18 protein-coding genes are annotated in these 16,705 nt (G+C 70.2%); 5 read left to right on the top strand and 13 right to left on the bottom strand.

All coding sequences use genetic code 11. The features are described from left to right. Positions 1-11: 11 nt before the first annotated feature. The 4 genes from ACWDGI_RS26350 to ACWDGI_RS26335 all read right to left on the bottom strand — a co-directional run bounded on the left by ACWDGI_RS26350 (position 12) and on the right by ACWDGI_RS26335 (position 2,590). Complete coding sequence (locus ACWDGI_RS26350) at positions 12-1,007, bottom strand: CU044_5270 family protein (RefSeq protein ID WP_450762939.1); 996 nt, start codon at positions 1,005-1,007, stop codon at positions 12-14. 2 nt (positions 1,008-1,009) lie between these two features. Further along, a complete protein-coding gene (locus tag ACWDGI_RS26345) occupies positions 1,010-1,615 on the bottom strand; it encodes an RNA polymerase sigma factor (RefSeq protein ID WP_450762937.1) in 606 nt (201 codons plus the stop codon). Between the two features lie 118 nt (positions 1,616-1,733). Then, positions 1,734-2,270 carry a TetR/AcrR family transcriptional regulator gene (locus ACWDGI_RS26340; protein ID WP_450762935.1) on the bottom strand — a complete coding sequence of 179 codons (537 nt, stop codon included), beginning with the start codon at positions 2,268-2,270 and terminating at the stop codon, positions 1,734-1,736. Next, positions 2,270-2,590 carry a DMT family transporter gene (locus tag ACWDGI_RS26335; RefSeq protein WP_450762933.1) on the bottom strand — a complete coding sequence of 107 codons (321 nt, stop codon included), beginning with the start codon at positions 2,588-2,590 and terminating at the stop codon, positions 2,270-2,272. Before ACWDGI_RS26335 ends, ACWDGI_RS26340 begins: the two co-directional genes overlap by 1 nt. Before the next feature lie 272 nt (positions 2,591-2,862). On the opposite strand from ACWDGI_RS26335, the gene ACWDGI_RS26330 reads away from it, so the two are divergent. Continuing rightward, positions 2,863-3,720, top strand: coding sequence for an AbfB domain-containing protein (locus ACWDGI_RS26330; RefSeq protein ID WP_450762931.1), 858 nt, complete (start codon positions 2,863-2,865; stop codon positions 3,718-3,720). A 54-nt stretch (positions 3,721-3,774) separates the two neighbouring features. Here ACWDGI_RS26330 and ACWDGI_RS26325 read toward each other — a convergent pair whose 3' ends face one another. Genes ACWDGI_RS26325 through ACWDGI_RS26290 form a run of 8 tightly spaced genes read right to left on the bottom strand, consistent with a single transcriptional unit; the run spans position 3,775 to position 10,357 of the window. Next, positions 3,775-4,107 (bottom strand): metal-sulfur cluster assembly factor, encoded by a 333-nt coding sequence (locus ACWDGI_RS26325; protein WP_037743875.1) that lies wholly within the window; start codon positions 4,105-4,107, stop codon positions 3,775-3,777. Further along, on the bottom strand, positions 4,104-4,574 hold the full coding sequence (gene sufU / locus ACWDGI_RS26320) for a Fe-S cluster assembly sulfur transfer protein SufU (RefSeq protein WP_365799011.1): 471 nt from the start codon (positions 4,572-4,574) through the stop codon (positions 4,104-4,106). The genes ACWDGI_RS26325 and sufU overlap by 4 nt, the downstream gene beginning before the upstream one ends. 18 nt (positions 4,575-4,592) lie before the next feature. Next, positions 4,593-5,849: a cysteine desulfurase gene (locus ACWDGI_RS26315; RefSeq protein WP_365799009.1), complete on the bottom strand. Its 1,257-nt coding sequence runs from the start codon at positions 5,847-5,849 to the stop codon at positions 4,593-4,595. Continuing rightward, complete coding sequence (sufC, locus tag ACWDGI_RS26310) at positions 5,846-6,637, bottom strand: Fe-S cluster assembly ATPase SufC (RefSeq protein WP_450762928.1); 792 nt, start codon at positions 6,635-6,637, stop codon at positions 5,846-5,848. Before sufC ends, ACWDGI_RS26315 begins: the two co-directional genes overlap by 4 nt. A 7-nt stretch (positions 6,638-6,644) precedes the next feature. Next, complete coding sequence (locus tag ACWDGI_RS26305) at positions 6,645-6,965, bottom strand: bifunctional 3-phenylpropionate/cinnamic acid dioxygenase ferredoxin subunit (RefSeq protein ID WP_450762926.1); 321 nt, start codon at positions 6,963-6,965, stop codon at positions 6,645-6,647. Then, complete coding sequence (gene sufD / locus ACWDGI_RS26300; protein ID WP_450762924.1) at positions 6,962-8,146, bottom strand: Fe-S cluster assembly protein SufD; 1,185 nt, start codon at positions 8,144-8,146, stop codon at positions 6,962-6,964. The genes ACWDGI_RS26305 and sufD overlap by 4 nt, the downstream gene beginning before the upstream one ends. A gap of 58 nt (positions 8,147-8,204) precedes the next feature. Then, the gene (gene sufB, locus ACWDGI_RS26295) at positions 8,205-9,626 is read right to left on the bottom strand and encodes a Fe-S cluster assembly protein SufB (RefSeq protein WP_189260921.1); all 1,422 of its coding nucleotides are present in this window, start codon (positions 9,624-9,626) and stop codon (positions 8,205-8,207) included. Further along, on the bottom strand, positions 9,623-10,357 hold the full coding sequence (locus tag ACWDGI_RS26290) for a helix-turn-helix transcriptional regulator (protein WP_450762922.1): 735 nt from the start codon (positions 10,355-10,357) through the stop codon (positions 9,623-9,625). The genes sufB and ACWDGI_RS26290 overlap by 4 nt, the downstream gene beginning before the upstream one ends. 172 nt (positions 10,358-10,529) lie before the next feature. Between ACWDGI_RS26290 and ACWDGI_RS26285 the strand changes: the two genes are divergently transcribed. The 4 genes from ACWDGI_RS26285 (at position 10,530) to ACWDGI_RS26270 (ending at position 15,306) form a co-directional block, all read left to right on the top strand. Next, positions 10,530-11,333, top strand: a complete 804-nt coding sequence (locus ACWDGI_RS26285; protein WP_450762920.1) for an aminoglycoside N(3)-acetyltransferase — start codon at positions 10,530-10,532, stop codon at positions 11,331-11,333. 46 nt (positions 11,334-11,379) lie between these two features. Beyond that, entirely contained in the window at positions 11,380-12,303 is a 924-nt protein-coding gene (locus ACWDGI_RS26280) for an ABC transporter ATP-binding protein (protein ID WP_450762918.1), read from the top strand. Next, positions 12,300-13,088, top strand: coding sequence for an ABC transporter permease (locus ACWDGI_RS26275; RefSeq protein WP_450762916.1), 789 nt, complete (start codon positions 12,300-12,302; stop codon positions 13,086-13,088). The genes ACWDGI_RS26280 and ACWDGI_RS26275 overlap by 4 nt, the downstream gene beginning before the upstream one ends. A gap of 115 nt (positions 13,089-13,203) precedes the next feature. Continuing rightward, positions 13,204-15,306, top strand: coding sequence for a glycogen debranching N-terminal domain-containing protein (locus ACWDGI_RS26270; RefSeq protein ID WP_450762914.1), 2,103 nt, complete (start codon positions 13,204-13,206; stop codon positions 15,304-15,306). A 69-nt stretch (positions 15,307-15,375) separates the two neighbouring features. Here the strand turns inward: ACWDGI_RS26270 and ACWDGI_RS26265 are convergent, their stop codons facing one another. Beyond that, positions 15,376-16,521: a glycosyltransferase family 4 protein gene (locus ACWDGI_RS26265; protein WP_450762912.1), complete on the bottom strand. Its 1,146-nt coding sequence runs from the start codon at positions 16,519-16,521 to the stop codon at positions 15,376-15,378. Between the last annotated feature and the right edge of the window lie 184 nt (positions 16,522-16,705).

Here is a 16,705-nt window from a genome sequence, read left to right as displayed (position 1 = left end):
CGGGGGTGGTGTCAGGGGCGCTCGCCGGCCTTGTCCACCACCGCGGTCGTGACCCGTTCTTCGATGTCGGCGACCTTGCCCTCCACGACCGTCCCGAAGCCGACGACGCGGTAGGTCCGCGGGTCGATCAGCGTCAGTTTGCCCATCCTGGCCTTGCCGTCGGCCTTGCGCGGGCGCAGGTCGACGCCGATACCGGCGACGTCGTGGGTCAGGGCGACGACCTTGCGGCCGGTGACCGCCTCGACCAGGTGGTCGGTGATCCTCTGGTCGGACAGGAGCGCGAGGGCGCGGTACACGGAGGCCAGCCCCGCGGGCGGCACGAGGTCGGCCTGGAGGAGGTCGCTGATCTCGGCGTAGTCGTTCCACGCCTTGGCTCCGGGGCCCACTTCGGTGTCCTCGACGGCGTTCCTCCTACGGAGCGCCCGCAGCGTCCCCTCGCCGTCGGCCGGCAGTGCGGCCATGAACCTGTACACCTCACGTGGTGAGTCGTAGTCGTCCAGCCCCAGGCGCGTGGCACGTCCCCGGACGACCGTGAGTCCGGGATGGCCCGCCGCCGGTTGATAGACCCGCCGTTCGCCGTCGTACCGCTTCCAGTCCTCCCTCTTCGGGTCCTCGGGCGACGGTTCCCCGTTGTCCGGTCCCGTCGCCATCATCGTGTAGATCCACTGCTTCCCGGTGGGCTCGGTGCCCGCCGACTGCTTGTCCAGCGCGTCGGCCGCCCGTTCCAGGAAGTCGTGCGCGCTCATCCCCTTCAGGTCGATGTCCGGCGTCGCGGGCCGCACCCTGCGCCCCGTGCCGCCCCCGCCCACCAGCAGGGCGGCGGTGACGGCGACGGCGGTCACCGCGGCCACGACCGCGACGATCACGAACTCCCGCCGCCACCCGGCCCGGCGCCGCTCCCCGGCCCGTACCGCGTCGGTCAGCAGGGCGCGCCCCGCCGCCAGCCGTGCCCGGTCGGGCACCGGCGCGTCGGCGCGCAGCGCGCGCACCTCGGTCATCTCGTCCATCGCTATGCCACCTCCGCGGTGTCGCCCACGAATGCCGGATCGGCGCCCAGCGCCGTACGTACCTTGCGCCGGGCCCGGTTGAGCCGGGAGCGGACCGTGCCGACCGGGATGTCCAGCGCCTCGGCGACTTCCTGGTAGGTGAGGTCGGCCCAGGCGACGAGCAGCAGGACGTGCCGGTCGCCCGCCGTCAGTGCGGCGAGGGCGCCGGCGAGCGGGCCCTGCGCGTCGATCCGGTTGTCGGTGTGTTCGACCCAGGTCTCGCTCCAGGACGCGGCGACCGGGTCGTGGCCGGTGCGGGCCAGCGCCTTGAGTGCCCGTACCTCGGCCCGGCGTTGCTTGCCGATCAGGTTGCCCGCGATGCCGTACAGCCACGGGCGCGCGTTGGGGCGTGCGAGGTCGTAGCGGGAGCGGATCCGGAAGGCGACGAGGAAGGTGTCCGCGGTGATGTCGTCGGCCGCTGCGTCGCCGAGCCTGCGCGCCGCGTACCGGTGGATGTCGGGCGCGTAGCGATCGTAGAGCCGGGCGAAGAGCTCCGGTTGTTCCAGTGACTGGGCGACGGTCTCCGCGTCGTCCTCCGCCTGTGCCGTGGCCGGCGGCGGTCCGCTCACGAGGGCTCCCCCTGGTTCGTCGGTGCGTGTGTGTCACCCCCTGTTCCCCGATGCCCGCCGGAGGGTTCACGGTGCCTCGGCCGGCTCGCCGGGAAAGGGAGCGGCAGACGCGTTCCGCTCAGGGAATCACGCGCCCCAGCGCCTCCCGCGCGTACCCCTCGTCGTACGGCGTCCCCGTCAGCAGCACCTGCAGGCAGATACCGTCCATCAGCGCGACCAGCGCCCGCGCCGTGACCGGGTCGGTGCGCCGTGCCAGCCGTTCGGCGAGGTCGTCGGCCCACTCGGCGGCGACGGGGCGCAGGGCCGGGCGGCGCAGGGCGGCGAGGTAGAGCTCGTACTCCAACTCCACGGCGGTGCGGTCCCCGTTCAGCCAGTCGCCGAGGATCCGGGCGAGGGCGGTGGCGAGGTCCGCCGAGGGGTCGTCCAGGCCGCCGTACGCGGCGACCACCTTGGCGAAGCCCTCGTTGGCCTGCCGCAGCGCGGCGACCATCAGCTCGTCGAGGGTCTTGAAGTGATACGTCGTCGAGCCGAGCGGTACGTCCGCCGCCGCGGCGACGGAGCGATGGGAGAGCCCGGCGAGACCCTTCTCCCCCACCACGCGGATCGCCGCCTCGATGATCCGCTGCCGGCGTTCGGGGTCGTACCGGCGTGCCATCAGTGCGTGCCTCCGAGGTTCAGGACCACCACTCCGCCGATGATGAGCACGATCCCGGCGACCTTGACCGCGCTCAGTCCCTCCCCGAACAGCAGCAGGCCGAGCACGGCGATGGCCGCGGTGCCGACTCCGGACCAGATCGCGTACGCCGTGCCGATCGACACGGTCTTCAGCGTCGCGGCCAGGAGCAGGAACGACACCACGTACCCCAGTGCCGTCACCAGCGAGGGCCAGAGCCTGCTGAAGCCCTCGCTGTACTTCATCGCCGTCGTCGCGGCGACCTCGGCGGCTATGGCGCCGGCGAGCGTCAGGTATCCCATGCGTACGAGTGTACGCATCGTTGTGTACGACCGTACACAACGATCCCGCCGCAGTGCACCGCCTGAAAAGGCGCCGGGATCCGCACTTGAACTCCCGTACGCCGCGCGAAGATGTTTAACTCTCATAGAAACCGCTAGCTGAAACGGCTCCCCGCGGCCACGTGACTCCACTAGTGTGTGCACCTCTGTGATCCACCAGCGCTTCACACTTCATCCACTTCACCCTCACACCCCCGGCTGCCGCTGCCTTGGCGCCGCTGGAGGAAATGCGCATGCCAGAAACCACCCCCCAACCCCCGCCGCACCCCTCCTGGGAGAACGGCTGGGCCCCCGACACCTCCCGGGCTCCCGGAACGCGAAGACTCTGGCTGGCCGGCACGCTGGCGATCGCCACGGTCGTCGCCTGCGTCACCGCGATAGCCGTCAGCAGCAACACTCCTGACCAGGCGTCGGCACCGCCTCCCCCACCGACCGACGCGGCCCTCGACCGCGGCCCCGGCCTGCTCTCCTTCGCCTCGCCGACGGCGACGGGACCGGCCACCCCCGCGAAGGACAAGTCGGGCATGCTGACGACTTCTCCGACCTCGCCCCCCTCCGCCACGGCGTCGGACGCTGCGCCCGGCTCCACTCCGAAGACCTCGCCGTCCAGCGCGAAGCCCTCCAAGTCCACGCCGTCCAAAGGAAGTTCGGGCGGCTCCGCACCGCAGTCCTCCGCCCGCAGGTCGGTCAGCTCGGTCAACTACCCGGACCGCTACTGGCATGTGCGCGACGGCTACGTGAAGCTCGACCCAGTCAGCGGCTCGGAGTCCCGCGCGGACTCCACGTTCACCGTCGTCAAGGGCCTTGCGAACAGCTCCTGTTACTCGTTCAGGACGTCCGACGGAAAGTACCTGCGCCACCGCGACTTCGTGCTGCGCGCCGACCGCAGCGACGGCTCGTCCCTCTTCCACCAGGACGCCACCTTCTGCGCCCGGACCTCGGCCTACTCCGGCGCGGTCATGCTGGAGTCGGTGAACTACCCCGGCCGTTTCCTGCGTCACCAGAACTTCCAGCTGAAACTGATCTCCTACCAGAACAGCGACCTCTACCGCGCGGACGCGACGTTCCGCCTGGTGGATCCCCTGGCCTGAACACGCGAAAGCGGCGGCACCCGACCGGTGCCGCCGCTTTCCGCTGTGCGGGTGTCAGACGTTGAACCCGAGCGCCCGCAGCTGCTCGCGGCCGTCGTCGGTGATCTTGTCGGGGCCCCACGGGGGCATCCAGACCCAGTTGATGCGCAGTTCGTTGACGAGGCCGTCCGTGGCGGACTTGGCCTGGTCCTCGATGACGTCCGTCAGCGGGCAGGCCGCCGAGGTCAGGGTCATGTCGATCGTCGCGATGTTCGCGTCGTCGATGTGAATGCCGTAGATCAGGCCGAGGTTGACGACGTCGATGCCCAGTTCGGGGTCGACGACGTCGTACAGCGCCTCGCGGAGTTCTTCCTCCGAGGCCGGCTTCATCTCAACGGTCTCGCTCATGCCGTCTTCCTTTCGGCGTCGGCCGCGCCACCCAGCGCCTGAGCCGTCGCGTCCTTCCACGCCATCCAGCTCAGGAGAGCGCACTTGACCCGGGCCGGGTACTTGGAGACACCGGCGAACGCGACCGCGTCCTCCAGCACCTCCTCCATCGCGTCGTCGGGTTCGAGCCTGCCCTTGGACTGCATCAGCTCCAGGAAGGTCTCCTGGATCTGCTGCGCGTCGCCGAGCTCCTTGCCGACCAGGAGGTCGTTCAGTACGGAGGCGCTCGCCTGGCTGATCGAGCAGCCCTGGCCCTCGTACGAGACGTCCTCGATCGTCGTGCCGTCGTACTTCACTCGGAGGGTGATCTCGTCGCCGCACGTCGGGTTCACATGGTGCACCTCGGCGTCGCCATCCCTGAGACCACGCCCGTGCGGGTGCTTGTAGTGGTCCAGGATGACTTCCTGGTACATCGAGTCCAGCTTCACGGTCTCAGTTCACGCCCTTCAGCCGAAGAAGTTCCGTACGTGCTCCAGCCCCTCGACCAGTGCGTCGATCTCGGCCGGCGTGGAGTACAGATAGAACGACGCTCGCGTGGTCGCAGGAATTCCGTACCGCAGGCAGACCGGACGGGCGCAGTGGTGGCCGACCCGGACCGCGATGCCCTGCTCGTCGAGGACCTGGCCCACGTCGTGCGGGTGGATGTCCCCGAGGGTGAAGGAGATCGCCGCGCCCCGGTCCTCGGCCGTGGTGGGGCCGATGATCTTCAGGTCGGGGACCTCGGTGAGCCGCCGTACCGCGTACTCGGTCAGCGCGTGCTCATGGGCGAGGATCTTGTCCATGCCGATGGAGTTCAGGTAGTCGATCGCCGCGCCGAGGCCGACCGCCTGGGCGATCGGGGGCGTGCCCGCCTCGAACTTGTGGGGCGCCGGGGCGTAGGTCGACGAGTGCATCGACACCGTCTCGATCATCTCGCCGCCGCCCAGGAAGGGGGGCAGGTCCTCCAGGAGCTCCTGGCGGCCCCAGAGGACGCCGATGCCCGTCGGGCCGCACATCTTGTGGCCGGTGAAGGCCACGAAGTCGGCCTGGAGGGCCTGGACGTCGAGGGGCATGTGAGGTGCGGCCTGGGAGGCGTCGATGCAGACCAGCGCGCCGACCTCCTGGGCGCGGCGGACTATCGCCTCGACCGGGTTGACCGTGCCCAGGATGTTCGACACCAGCACGAAGGAGACGATCTTCGTCTTCTCGGTGATGATCTCGTTGATGTTGGACAGGTCGAGGCGGCCGTCGTCGGTGAGGCCGAACCACTTCAGCTTCGCGCCGGTGCGCTGCGCCAGCAGCTGCCACGGCACGATGTTGGAGTGGTGCTCCATCTCCGTGATGACGATCTCGGTCTCGTGGTCCACCCGGTAGGGCTCGTCGGCCCAGCCGAGCATGTTCGCCACGAGGTTCAGCGACTCGGAGGCGTTCTTGGTGAAGATCACCTCGTCGCGGCTGGGCGCGTTGATGAACTCGGCGACCTTGTCGCGCGCGCCCTCGTACAGCGCCGTGGCCTCCTCGGCGAGCACATGCACACCGCGGTGGACGTTGGCGTTGTAGCGCTCGTAGTACTCACTGAGTGCGTCCAGCACCTGGCGCGGCTTCTGCGAGGTCGCCGCGTTGTCCAGGTACACGAGCTTCCGGTCGTCGTGGACCAGTCGGTCCAGGATGGGGAAGTCCTTGCGGATCGCCTCGGTGTCGAGGAGGCCCGGCAGCTGTGTCACGCGACGGCCCCCCTTGAGTTCGCTCCGCTCACGGGGCCACCCTTCGTGTAAGCCTCGTAGCCCTCGTTCTCCAGCTTGTCGGCGAGCTCGGCACCGCCGGACTCGACGATGCGTCCGGCGGAGAAGACGTGGACGAAGTCGGGCTTGATGTAGCGCAGAATGCGCGTGTAGTGCGTGATGAGCAGGGTGCCCACCTCGCCGGTCTCACGGACGCGGTTGACGCCCTCGGAGACGACGCGCAGGGCGTCGACGTCCAGGCCGGAGTCGGTCTCGTCGAGGATCGCGATCTTCGGCTTGAGCAGTTCCAGCTGAAGGATCTCGTGGCGCTTCTTCTCACCGCCGGAGAAGCCCTCGTTGACGTTGCGCTCGGCGAAGGAGGGGTCCATGGAGAGGCGCTCCATGGTCTCCTTGACCTCCTTCACCCAGGTGCGCAGCTTGGGGGCCTCGCCGCGGATGGCGGTGGCGGAGGTGCGCAGGAAGTTGGAGACCGAGACGCCGGGCACCTCGACCGGGTACTGCATGGCCAGGAACAGGCCCGCGCGGGCGCGCTCGTCGACGGACATCTCCAGGACGTCCTCGCCGTCGAGGGTGACGGTGCCGCCGGTGATCGTGTACTTCGGGTGACCCGCGAGCGAGTAGGCGAGGGTCGACTTGCCGGAGCCGTTGGGGCCCATGATGGCGTGCGTCTCGCCCTGCTTCACGGTGAGGTCGACGCCCTTGAGGATCTCCTTCGTGGCGTTGTCGGCCTCGACGGTGACGTGCAGGTCTCGGATTTCAAGCGTTGCCATGGGTGCCTCAGGACTCCTGGGTGAGGGAGACGAGCACGTCGTCCCCTTCGATCTTTACGGGGTAAACGGGGACGGGGCGGGTGGCCGGGAGGCCGGACGGCTTGCCGGTGCGCAGGTCGAAGCTGGAGCCGTGCAGCCAGCACTCGATCTGGCAGTCCTCCACCTCGCCCTCGGAGAGCGAGACGTTGGCGTGGGAGCAGATGTCGTTGATCGCGAACACCTCTCCCTCGGTGCGGACGACCGATACCGGCGTGCCGTCGAGCTCCACCCGCTTCGGGGTGTCGTCCTCCAGCTCGCTCAGACTGCAAGCGCGTACGAAGGTGGTCATGCGACCGAGGCCTCCAGCTCCTCCTCGATCTTGGCGAGCAGCCGCTCCTCGATGTCGGCGACGCCGATCTGCTGGACCAGCTCGGCGAAGAAGCCGCGGACCACCAGTCGGCGGGCCTCGTACTCCGGGATGCCGCGGGCCATCAGGTAGAAGAGCTGCTCGTCGTCGAAGCGGCCGGTGGCGGAGGCGTGGCCGGCGCCGACGATCTCGCCGGTCTCGATCTCCAGGTTCGGCACCGAGTCGACCCGCGCGCCGTCCGTGAGGACCAGGTTGCGGTTCATCTCGTAGGTGTCGGTGCCCTCGGCCTTGGCCTCGATGAGGACGTCGCCGATCCAGACCGCGTGCGCCTGCTCGCCCTGGAGGGCGCCCTTGTAGGCCACGTTCGACTTGCAGTGCGGGGTGTTGTGGTCGACGAGCAGCCGGTGCTCCTGGTGCTGCCCGGCGTCCGTGAAGTACAGGCCGTACAGCTCGGCCTCGCCGCCGGTGCCGGCGTAGGAGACTCGCGGGTGCAGTCGTACGACGTCGCCGCCGAAGGTGACGACGACCGACTTGAAGGAGGCGTCCCGGCCGACCAGGGCGTTGTGCTGGGCCACGTGCACGGCCTTGTCGTCCCAGTCCTGGACGGAGACGACGGTGAGCTTGGCGCCGTCGCCCAGGACGTACTCGACGTTGGCGGCGGTGACCACGTCGCCGGTGTGGTCGATGACGACGACGGCCTCGGCGAAGGCGCCCAGCTCGATGACCTGGTGGCCGTAGGAGACCCCGCCCTGGCCGTGCACGGCGATCCGGATCGGCTCGGTGAGGACCGTCTCCTTGGGGACGGTGACCACGCCGGCCTGCTCGAAGGCGGAGTACGCCTGGGCGGCGACCCGGTCCACCGGGATGCCGGCCCGGCCGAGCCGGGGGTCGTCGCGGCCGACCAGCTCGACGGTGACGCCCTCGGGGGCTTCCACCGCGACCTTCAGGCCGTCGCCGGTGGCGACCGCCGTGCCGTCGTGCAGCCCGCGCAGGCGCTCCAGCGGGGTGAACCGCCACTCCTCCTCGCGGCCGTGCGGGACCGGGAAGTCCGCGACGTCGAAGGACGGGGGCGCGCTCATGCGCGTGGCGACGGTCGACTCGGCGGCGACCGCGATCGAGCCGGCGGTGGTGGAGCCCACCGGTGTGTTCTGAGCCTCAGCCATGGCTGTCGTAGTGCTCGCTTTCCGTTCCGTAAGTGGCTTGCTGGGAGAGGCGGTGGGGTTAGCCGACCGCGCCTTCCATCTGCAGCTCGATCAGCCGGTTGAGTTCGAGGGCGTACTCCATGGGCAGTTCCTTGGCGATCGGCTCGACGAAGCCGCGCACGATCATCGCCATCGCCTCGAACTCGGTCAGACCGCGGCTCATCAGGTAGAAGAGCTGGTCCTCGGAGACCTTGGAGACGGTCGCCTCGTGGCCCATGGACACGTCGTCCTCGCGGACGTCGACGTACGGGTACGTGTCGGAACGGGAGATCGTGTCGACGAGCAGCGCGTCGCACAGCACGTTCGACTTGGATCCGGCCGCGCCCTCGCCGATCTCGACCAGGCCGCGGTAGGAGGTACGGCCGCCGCCGCGGGCCACGGACTTGGAGACGATGTTGGACGACGTGTTCGGCGCCATGTGGACCATCTTGGAGCCGGCGTCCTGGTGCTGCCCCTCGCCCGCGAAGGCGATGGAGAGGGTCTCGCCCTTGGCGTGCTCGCCCATCAGGTAGACGGCCGGGTACTTCATCGTCACCTTGGAGCCGATGTTGCCGTCGATCCACTCCATGGTCGCGCCCTCGTAGGCGACGGCGCGCTTGGTGACCAGGTTGTAGACGTTGTTCGACCAGTTCTGGATGGTCGTGTAGCGGCAGCGGGCGTTCTTCTTGACGATGATCTCGACGACCGCGGAGTGCAGCGAGTCCGACTTGTAGATCGGGGCGGTGCAGCCCTCGACGTAGTGCACGTAGGCACCCTCGTCGACGATGATCAGGGTCCGCTCGAACTGGCCCATGTTCTCGGTGTTGATCCGGAAGTAGGCCTGGAGCGGGATCTCGACGTGCACGCCCTTCGGCACGTAGATGAAGGAGCCGCCCGACCACACGGCGGTGTTCAGGGAGGCGAACTTGTTGTCACCGACCGGGATGACGGTCCCGAAGTACTCCTTGAAGAGCTCCGGGTGCTCCTTCAGCGCGGTGTCGGTGTCGAGGAAGATGACGCCCTGCTCCTCCAGGTCCTCGCGGATCTGGTGGTAGACGACCTCCGACTCGTACTGGGCGGCGACACCGGCGACCAGGCGCTGCTTCTCCGCCTCCGGGATGCCCAGCTTGTCGTAGGTGTTCTTGATGTCCTCGGGCAGGTCCTCCCAGGACTCCGCCTGCTTCTCCGTGGAGCGCACGAAGTACTTGATGTTGTCGAAGTCGATGCCCGACAGGTCCGAGCCCCAGTTCGGCATGGGCTTCTTCTCGAAGAGGCGCAGGCCCTTGAGGCGGAGCTTGGTCATCCACTCGGGCTCGGACTTCTTCGCGGAGATGTCCCGGACGACGTCCTCGTTGATGCCGCGCTTGGCGGAGGCGCCGGCCGTGTCGGAGTCGGCCCAGCCGTATTCGTACTTGCCCAGACCCTCGAGTTCGGGGTGGGCAGTCTCCGTGGGGAGAGTCATGCGGGGTTCCTCCCGGCCGTGCTAGCAGATGCGTCAGTGGAAATCTTGGGGATGAACGTCGTGCAGACGCCGTCGCCGTGCGCGATGGTCGCCAGTCGCTGGACGTGTGTTCCGAGCAGTTCGGCGAAGATCTCCGTCTCCGCCTCGCACAGCTGCGGGAACTGCTCCGCGACATGGGCGACCGGGCAGTGGTGCTGGCACAGCTGCTCGCCGACCGGTGCGCTACGCGCCGTTGCAGCGTACCCGTCCCGGCTCAGGGCCTTGGCCAGCGCTTCCGTGCGGTCGTCGGCGCTCACGGCCTCGATCGCCTTGCGGTAGGCGCTCGCCTGGGCGGTGATCCGGGCCCGCGCGAAGGCGGCGACCGCCTCCTGGCCGCCCCCCTGCTCGGCGATCCAGCGCAGCGCGTCGGCGGCGAGGGTGTCGTAGGACTGGTCGAAGGCGTCGCGCCCGCAGTCGGTGAGGGCGAAGACCTTGGCGGGCCGGCCGCGCGTCCGAGCGCCGTACACCCGCTGCTCGCGCGGCTCCACGACGTCGTCGGCGACCAGCGCGTCCAGGTGCCGGCGTACGGCCGCGGGGGTCAGGCCCAGGCGGCCGGCCAGTTCGGTGACGGTCGACGGGCCGTGGTCCAGGATCGACCGCGCGACCCGGTTGCGCGTCGAACGCTCACCGGTCGCGAGTTCCTCCTGCGGGGTCCCCGTGGGGGTCTCCCGAGCCTCGCCGACGTTTTTCACAACGCCATTGTTGCGTAATTCCTCAGAGCCAGGCAAGCGGCGTCCGGCCCGGCGAGCGGTGCCCTGCGTCACTTAGGCATACCTAATCTGACCTGCGCAAACGATCTTTGATCGATCATCCCTCGGCCAATTTGGTGGCGGTCGGCGGCCCCGTCCGGAACACTCCACAACCATGCCCACACCCCCTCCGACCGGCCCTCTTGTCACTCGGGACACCCTCGCGAAGCAGCTTCGGCTGCTCGGCGTCAAGACCGGCGAAACCCTCCTCGCGCACACCTCGCTCAGTTCCCTCGGCTGGGTCAACGGCGGAGCCGTGGCGGTCGTGGAAAGTCTTCTCGACGCGCTCGGTCCGGACGGCACCCTGGTGGTCCCCACCCAGACCGGCGACCTCTCGGACCCGGCGGTGTGGCGCGACCCGCCGGTACCGCAGGAGTGGTGGGCGGACATCCGGGCGACCATGCCGCCGTACGACCCCCGGATCACCCCCGCGCGCGGCGTCGGCGTGATCCCGGAGACCGTGCGCACCTGGCCGGGCGCCCTGCGCAGCGCGCACCCGCAGACCTCCTTCGCGGCCGTCGGCCCCCGGGCGGCCGCGATCGTCGACGGCCACGCCCCCGACTGCCGGCTCGGCGAGCGCAGTCCGCTGGCCCGGCTGGAGAAGCTGGACGCGCGCGTGCTGATGCTCGGCACCGGCTACGCCACCTGTACCGGCTTCCACCTGGCCGAATACCGCATACCGTCGCCACGCGTCCGGGTCGGCCGGCCCGCGCCGGGCGGCGGCTGGGAGGTGGTGACCGAGGTGTCGATCACCTCCGACCGCTTCGACGAACTGGGCTACGACTTCGAACGCGACCGGCCCGTCGTGGCGCGCGGACCGGTCGGCGCGGCCGAGGCCCGGCTCTTTCCCGTGCGTGAGGCGGTGGCCTACGCCGAGCGATGGCTGGCCGTACATCGACCCCGTGAGGAGGAGATCTAGCACCCGGCCGTCCGGGTGAAGGCAGCCGTACCTAGACTCTGTCACCATGCGAAGTGAGCCCGTGGTCCAGGTGCGGGACCTGGTGAAGCGGTATGGCACGAAATCCGCCGTGGACGGCCTCGACCTGGTGGCCCGCCCGGGTGTGACCGCCGTGCTCGGCCCCAACGGAGCGGGCAAGACGACGACGATCGAGACCTGCGAGGGGTACCGCAGGCCGGATTCCGGCTCGGTGCGCGTCCTGGGCCTCGATCCCGTACGTCAGTCCGCCGAGCTGCGTCCCAGAGTGGGCGTGATGCTCCAGTCCGGCGGGGTCTACTCGGGCGCCCGCGCGGACGAGATGCTGCGGCACGTGGCGAAGCTGCACGCGCATCCGCTGGACGTGGACGCGCTGATCGAGCGGCTGGGCCTGGGCGGCTGCGGCCGCACGTCCTACCGCCGGCTCTCCGGCGGCCAGCAGCAGCGGCTGGCGCTGGCCATGGCCGTCGTGGGCCGTCCGGAACTGGTGTTCCTCGACGAGCCGACCGCCGGGCTCGACCCGCAGGCCCGCCGGGCCACCTGGGACCTGGTGCGGGACCTGCGCACCGACGGCGTTTCGGTCATCCTCACCACCCACTACATGGAGGAGGCCGAGCAGCTCGCCGACGACGTCGCCGTCATCGACGCCGGCCGGGTGATCGCCCAGGGCTCCCCCGAGGAGCTGTGCAAGGGCGGCGCCGAGAACACCCTGCGGTTCTCCGGCCGCCCCGGCCTCGACGTCGGCTCGCTGCTCAAGGCGCTCCCGGCCGACTCCGCGGCCGCCGAGCTCACGCCGGGTTCCTACCGGGTCATGGGCAAGGTCAATCCCCAGCTGCTGGCGACGGTCACCTCGTGGTGCGCCCAGCACGGGGTGATGCCCGACCGCATCTCGGTCGAACGCCACACACTGGAGGACGTCTTCCTGGAGCTGACCGGCAAGGAGCTGCGCTCATGACCACCGCGACGGGCACCTACACCCCCCGGCCGGGTGCCGCCCCGCTGCCCCGCATGATCGCGGCGCAGGCGGCCCTGGAGACCAGGATGCTGCTGCGCAACGGTGAGCAGCTGCTGCTGACGGTCGTGATCCCGACGCTGCTGCTGGTCCTGTTCAGCTCGGTGGACGTCGTGGACACGGGCACCGGGAAGTCGGTCGACTTCCTGGCCCCGGGCATCCTCGCCCTCGCCATCATGTCCACGGCCTTCACGGGCCAGGCGATCGCGACCGGCTTCGAGCGCCGGTACGGCGTCCTGAAGCGGCTCGCCTCCTCCCCGCTGCCCCGCTGGGGCCTGATGACGGCGAAGACGGCCTCGGTCCTGGTCACCGAGGTCCTCCAGGTGATCCTCCTGACGGTGATCGCCCTGGCCCTCGGCTGGTCCCCGCACGGCGCCGGGACGTTTACCGGCGTGCTCGCCGTCCTGCTCCTGCTGGTCCTCGGCACGGCCGCGTTCTCCGGCCTCGGCCTGCTGATGGCGGGCACCCTCAAGGCGGAGGCGACACTGGCCGCCGCCAACCTGGTGTTCCTGCTGCTGCTCGTGGGCGGCGGGGTCATCGTCCCGCTGGACAGGTTCGGCTCGACCGGACAGGAGATCCTGGGCCTGCTGCCCATCTCCGCCCTCTCGGACGGACTCCGGGACGTGCTCCAGCACGGCGCCGGGACGCCGTGGGGCGACCTGGGGATCCTGGCGGTGTGGGCGGTGCTGGGGCTCGGAGCGGCGGGTCGGTTCTTCCGCTGGGAGTAGGCCGGGAACTCACCCGCGAATCGCCTTTCGTCTCCGAATACCCCCGCGGCGAGCCCACTGGTGACACCCTTGGTGTCTCATTTCGGTAAGGGCTACAGAAGGGGAAGAACCCCCCGTGCAAGAACCCCTGGACCCGTCCGCGAGGCAACATCTGCAGCCGCTGCTGCACGATGTGATTCTCTGCGTGACCGCGCCGGCCTTCACCGCCTCGCCGCGAGACGGGCAGCTGACAGGCGCTCGTGTCGACGGCTTCTACGACCACGACCGGCGGTTGCTGCACACACTGCGTCTCCTCGTCGACGACCGGGAACCCGAGCCCATCGGTGTGCAGCCGTTGGGTCCGGCCCGGGTGAAGTTCACCGCGGTCCACCGGTACACGCGGGACGGCACCGACGATCCCTCGGTGATGGTCGAACGGACCCGCACCGCCGGTGGGGAAGAACTCCTGACGGTGCGCAACACCGGGACCCGGACGCGCCGGCTGGACCTGTCGCTGACCATCGCCACGGATCTGGTGACCGTCGCCGACGTCAAGCGCGGATACCGAGGCCCCGCGGTGGCGTGCACGGCCGGCCCGCTGTCGCTGTCCTGGACGTCCGGCGGGCAGCACTCCATGGTCACGGTGGTGTCCGGGCCCGAGCCCGAGATCTCCGCAGGCCGCGAGGAGGGCTCCCTCGCCTGGCGCGCGGTGCTCCTCCCGGCGAACTCGGTCTGGACGGTCCGGCTCGCCGTGACCGGCGGCGCGGACACCGCGCCGGTGGGTCATCCCGTGGCCCCGCGCACCCCCGCCCCCTGGGCCGAGCCGACCGTGCGCGGCGACGTCCGCCTGGTCGAACTCGTCCGCACAGGGCTCCGGGATCTCGACGCCCTGCGGCTCGCCGACCCGCTGCGCACCGACGTCGGCGGTCCCGAGGACCAGTTCGTCGCCGCCGGCTGCCCCTGGTTCCTCACACTCTTCGGCCGCGACTCGATCTGGTCGGCCCGGATGATGCTGCCGCTGGGCACCGGTCTGGCCCGTGGCACTCTGTGGGCCCTCGCCCGGCGTCAGGGCACCGAGAACCATCTCTTCCGTGAGGAGGCCCCGGGCCGGATCCTGCACGAGTTGCGGCCAGCCGATGCCGAACACGGCCACGGACTGCGCCTTCCCTCTCGTTACTACGGCTCCGTCGACGCCACGCCCCTGTTCGTCACCCTGCTCGTCGACGCATGGAACTGGGGCATGCCCGATGCCGACGTCGATGCCCTGCTGCCCGCCGCGGAGCGCGCGATGGACTGGGTCCGGCAGAGCTGCCGGCGGGACGATTACGGCCTGCTGCGCTACCACTCCCGCTCCGGGGGGCTGCGCCACCAGTCCTGGAAGGACAGCGCCGACGCGGTGCGCGACGCCGAAGGGCGGCACGTGGGGCCGCCCCTGGCGGTGTGTGAGGTCCAGGGATACGCGTACGAGGCCGCGGTAGGTCTGGCCGGGCTGCTGGAGCACCGGGGCCGTCACGGCCAGGCCGAGGAGCTGCGGGACTGGGCCGGTTCCCTGCGCAAGGCCTTCGCCGAGTTGTTCTGGGTCCCGGCCGCCTTGGGGCCGGCCGCCCGCTATCCGGCCGTGGCGGTGGGCGAGAAGGGGCAGCCCGTGACCGGCGCCGCCTCGAACATGGGACACCTGCTGGCGACGGGCATCATCGACGCCGCCGGGAGCCGGGATGTCGCGGCCTGGCTGGCGGCGCCGGGGCTGAGTTCGGGCTGGGGACTGCGCAGCCGCTCGGCGGAGGTGCCCGGCTTCAATCCGTTCAGCTACCACGGCGGCGCCGTGTGGACGCACGACACCGCCATCGCCGTACACGGTCTGTGCGCCACCGGGCATCGCCGGGAAGCGCTGGTGCTGGCCGAGGGACTGCTCGACGCGTCGACGCACTTCGACCACCGGATGCCCGAGCTCTACGGCGGTGAGACACGGGAGCCGGCCTCCCCGCCTCCGCTGCCCTACCCGGCCACCTGCCGGCCGCAGGGCTGGTCGGCGGCGTCGGGAGTGGCGCTGCTGACGGCTCTGCTCGGGCTGCGGCCCGACGCCGCCCGACGCGTCCTCACCGTCGACCCCGCCCATCCGGCACCGCTCCTGGTGGAGGGGCTGGTGCTCGCCGGGCACACCCTGGACGTGGAGGTCACCGCGGCCGGCGAGGGCAAGTGCTCCGGGCTCCCCACGGGATGGCGGGTGGAGAACCGCTGATTCGGGCCGGGGCGGTGCGCGAAACGGACCCGCGCGCCGCCCCTCCCCCTCGGTGACAGGCGGCCCCGGCTATGCCGGCATGGCCAGCAGACGCCGGTACTCGTCGAGCATCGGCTCCACATGGACGTGCCCCAGATCGAAGTGCGCACGTACATGGGCGCGTCCCGCGGCCCCGATCCGCCGAGCCAGCGACGGCTCGCCGAGCAGCCGCCACACCTCGTCCGCGAACCTGGCGGCCAGCGTCTCCTCACTCTCCCCCACACCGGGTGCGACCAGGATGCCTCCACTCTCGCCGAGGCCCCCCACCCCCATGGCGACCACCGGACGAGCCGCGCACATGGCCTCCAGCGGGGCGAGCCCCATGGGCTCCGCGAACCGCGACGGGTACACCACGACCGCGGCCTCCTCGTACAGCTTGCGCATGTCGTCCACGCCGGCCTCCCTGAACTCGACGTCCTTGCCCGGCCCTTCCTCCAGACCGCACTCATGGATCAGCCGACGCAGACGTACCCGGAAGCCCTCGGCCTCGTGACGGAAGTCCACCGTGGTGGAGGGATTGGTCAGCACCAGCCGGGGCCGCACCACGGGGCCCTCCGGCGAGAGGCGCCGACCACGGGCGATGATGTCGCGCACCATGAGAATGGCGAGTTCGGCCCCCTTGTTGGGGACGAGACGAGCCGGCAGCAGCACGATGGGCCGCCCACCGGTCTCGTCCAGTTCGGGGATGTCGAGAAAGGCACTGGTGTCGACGCCCAGGTAGGTGCGGCTGACCGGTTGTGCGAGCACGTCGGCGCACTCCCCCGCCAGAAAGTCCGACACCGCGTGGTGGGTGTCCCACACGGCGCATTCCCTGGCCATCCGCTCGTCCTCCGGATGGCGCCTGAGATTGTGGTAGGTGTGCGGCAGCACCAGCCCCAGCTCGTCCTTGAGCAGCCGCAGTGCCCGGGCCGGAACCGCGGAGAACTGGTGCAGGTTATGACCGTGCACCAGGCGGATCCCGTCCCCCGGCGCGGCGAGTTCGGCACGGAACCAGTCCCGCATCTCGTGCACGGCTGCGACGCCCTGCCGGTGCGGGCGGGACAGATCCAGCAGCCGGTGCTGCCGGACGCGGATCCCGTCACCCGGTGACCGCGCCCCCGCGGTCCCGGTGAAGACGGTGACCCTGAGGCCTCTGGCCGTCAGAGCCCGCGCGTACGACCACAGATGCGTCTCCACTCCTCCCACGCAGGGCGGGAACGCCCAATGCACGAGCCCGATGTGCGGTCCCTCGCTCACTTCGCCGTCCTGACCTGGGGTTGCCTGCTGCCGAACCACCACACCTCCGGGTGTTGGGCCACTGTGCGGAACTCGGCGGACACGGGCCGCCACGCAAGAGGTCGGGTGGTCCCCGGCCGACCTC

The organism is Streptomyces sp. NPDC001220 (assembly GCF_053597895.1).
This window is presented reverse-complemented; position numbering and strand designations above follow the sequence as displayed.

Coding starts and splice junctions, on each gene's coding strand:
- ACWDGI_RS26350 (WP_450762939.1), bottom strand. CDS start 1,007: ATGGACGAGATGACCGAGGTGCGCGCGCTGCGCGCCGACGCGCCGGTG.
- ACWDGI_RS26340 (WP_450762935.1), bottom strand. CDS start 2,270: ATGGCACGCCGGTACGACCCCGAACGCCGGCAGCGGATCATCGAGGCG.
- ACWDGI_RS26335 (WP_450762933.1), bottom strand. CDS start 2,590: ATGGGATACCTGACGCTCGCCGGCGCCATAGCCGCCGAGGTCGCCGCG.
- ACWDGI_RS26330 (WP_450762931.1), top strand. CDS start 2,863: ATGCCAGAAACCACCCCCCAACCCCCGCCGCACCCCTCCTGGGAGAAC.
- ACWDGI_RS26325 (WP_037743875.1), bottom strand. CDS start 4,107: ATGAGCGAGACCGTTGAGATGAAGCCGGCCTCGGAGGAAGAACTCCGC.
- sufC (WP_450762928.1), bottom strand. CDS start 6,637: ATGGCAACGCTTGAAATCCGAGACCTGCACGTCACCGTCGAGGCCGAC.
- ACWDGI_RS26305 (WP_450762926.1), bottom strand. CDS start 6,965: ATGACCACCTTCGTACGCGCTTGCAGTCTGAGCGAGCTGGAGGACGAC.
- sufD (WP_450762924.1), bottom strand. CDS start 8,146: ATGGCTGAGGCTCAGAACACACCGGTGGGCTCCACCACCGCCGGCTCG.
- sufB (WP_189260921.1), bottom strand. CDS start 9,626: ATGACTCTCCCCACGGAGACTGCCCACCCCGAACTCGAGGGTCTGGGC.
- ACWDGI_RS26285 (WP_450762920.1), top strand. CDS start 10,530: ATGCCCACACCCCCTCCGACCGGCCCTCTTGTCACTCGGGACACCCTC.
- ACWDGI_RS26280 (WP_450762918.1), top strand. CDS start 11,380: ATGCGAAGTGAGCCCGTGGTCCAGGTGCGGGACCTGGTGAAGCGGTAT.
- ACWDGI_RS26275 (WP_450762916.1), top strand. CDS start 12,300: ATGACCACCGCGACGGGCACCTACACCCCCCGGCCGGGTGCCGCCCCG.